Here is a 2,386-nt window from a genome sequence, read left to right as displayed (position 1 = left end):
CAGCAGATGCGCAGGATAGCTCCATCTGAACTCGTCTGAGCTTGGAAATGACGTACCACGGTGAGGGGTGTGGGACCGTGGAGGGCACCAACCGGACATCCAGCAGTCCAATTGAGCGTCTTGGAATCGGTCGGTCGATGCCTTCAAGCCAGGCGTTGCACCCAACTCAGGTCAGACGCTCCTGATTCTCGAGATGTACTCGGTCCCGCTCTCGGGCAGCCACACTTCGCCCGCGCGGCCGTGGATCTGGCGGATGCTGGCGGCGTCTCGTGGAAGCCCAACGCGCTGGAACTTCTCGTCGCCGGGATTGAAACGGAAAATCGCGTTGCCTCCGAAGTCGCTGACCCAGACCTTGTCGCGCTCGTCGACGTAGACGGCGTACGGCCGCGGGCTATCGCCGGGGAGTTTCCAACTGCGCCAACTCATGGCCGAAGGATCGTGCATCGAAAGGTTGCCGCTCAGCCATTCGCTGACCCAGATGCGACCGCTGCTGTCACTCCACACGCGGCGCGCGCCCTGGTTCTTTGTCGGTGGCTCGACAATTGTCGAATTACCGGTGCGGCGGTCGATACGGGCGATGAACGAACCGGCCAACGAGCACCACCACACATCGCCGCTCGGTGTGGTGCACATACCGTATGGCCCCGGTCCGCGCGGTGCGTCTTTGATCGTCACGACGCCACTCTTCACTGCGAGCCTGCCTACAAGGCCGCTCTGCCCGGTAAACCATAGGTCGCCGTCAGCGTCGAACGTCGCTGTGTTCAGGTTGGCGTGGGGTGTGCCCTCGGGAAGCGCAAAGGCGCGAACCTCGCGATCGGGCCATCCCACGCGCACGATGGCGCCCAGACCGCCGTCTGTGATCCATGCCGCCTTGTCGGGGCCCGGGATGACGCCGTGCGGGGCGGCGCCGGCGCCCAGCGCAATAAGCTCGGTGCGCCCAGTGCGCGGATCGAACCAGCCGAGATGGCCACTGCGCTGCGCGGTGAACCACACACCGCCATCGAACGCCGGGGCCACGTCATGGATGCCGGTGCGCTGTCGCGTGCCAAGCGGCCAGGATTGCAGCACTGCGGTCTGTGCTGCCCCTGACAGCGGAACGGATGCTGAAAGCGCCGTGGTACCGATCACGACGATTGCGTGGCGCCGAGTAACCGAATCCATGTTCCACCTCCTTTGCGCGAAGCCGTAGTGCCCTTCCGAGAACGGTCCTTCGCTGACAGCGCTTCTGGCCAGCTGCCGTCATCCGCAGAGCCCAGGAATCGAAGGACCGGGCACGAGCTGATCCGCTGTCACTTCGGGCGGTTTCATGGACTTCGAATACCTATGAAACGCTCCGTGATGCGGGGCCGCCTACCTGTTTGCTTGCGAAATATTCAGGCTAGGCCGTGCGGTGTCGCGGTTGTCGTGCGCCGCCGCTGGTGTCGGCCAGCAATCCCATCGCGAAACCGACGTAGTACCAAAGTGCGGTGTTTGGCCGTCCGATGATCTGGATCGAGTCGAGGAAGGAGGTCTCAACCAGACTTTCGATCCATGGAATGAGGTTCGCGACGAGGGCGAATGGGCAGATGAGGCCGTGCCAGATGCCCGAGAAAAGGCCGTGGGATCGGCGACGGCCTCCGGAATGAAGTGCGCGGCGCAGCCGGTGAGGATCACCGTGACGGCCAGCAGAACGCGTGAGCGTCTAAACCGCCGCGCCAGAAGAGACGGCCATCAACCGCGCACCACGAACGCCTCCAGCGCACGCCGCGGCGCCGGCTCGACCGGCGGCGCGTAACCCACGCGCGCCCACATTTGCACGGTCGCCGACGTAGGCGCTTCGAGCAGCCGCTGGATGTCGGCATGGGGTTGGGCCTGCTCCGGGTACTCCTGAAGGGCCTGCTGCAGTGGCTGCATCGCCACGTCGTGCGCCGTCGCGGCCAGTTGCACACGTGCGTACGCACGCCCAGCGTTGAGCTGCGCCACGCGATCATTGCCCTCGGTCACCATCCACAGAAAGCCCCGCGTGGATTCGAGCTTGCGGTTGAAGTCCTCGATCTGGCTGGTGGTGGCGTAGCCGTCGGGCGCCGGTGCGTGGCTGCGATCGAACAAGCCGACCTTGCTGAGCAGCACGACAAGCGGGTCCATCACCACCAGGCCGTCACGATGCTTCGCGACTTCCCCGGCACCCACGCGCAGCACCTTGAACGATTCGAGGATGGTGCGCGGCGTGGTCAGCTCGATGCGCCATGCTTGCGCGGCGATCGCGCGGTGCTGCTGCAAGCGATCCGGGTGGTCGGCGCCGACGAAGCCGAAGCGCAGCGGATGGGGCTTTACCGCATCGGCCATGGCCTGCCATGCACTTGACGCCACCGGCCGCTGTAGGTCGTACAGGCTGCGGTTGGTGTGC

1 protein-coding gene and 1 pseudogene are annotated in these 2,386 nt (G+C 65.0%); both read right to left on the bottom strand.

Annotation, left to right across the window (positions count from 1 at the left end):
• Positions 1-171: 171 nt before the first annotated feature.
• Complete coding sequence (locus AC1DY5_RS51640) at positions 172-1,161, bottom strand: Vgb family protein (RefSeq protein ID WP_478122013.1); 990 nt, start codon at positions 1,159-1,161, stop codon at positions 172-174.
• 549 nt (positions 1,162-1,710) lie between these two features.
• Positions 1,711-2,386 (bottom strand): annotated as a pseudogene (locus AC1DY5_RS51635) (Acg family FMN-binding oxidoreductase); the annotation flags it as partial.

It is taken from the genome of Variovorax sp. P4_D9, from assembly GCF_056401695.1.
This window is presented reverse-complemented; position numbering and strand designations above follow the sequence as displayed.

Bases quoted from the DNA above. Each gene is read 5' to 3' on its own strand.
- AC1DY5_RS51640 (WP_478122013.1), bottom strand. From the start codon at position 1,161: ATGGATTCGGTTACTCGGCGCCACGCAATCGTCGTGATCGGTACCACG.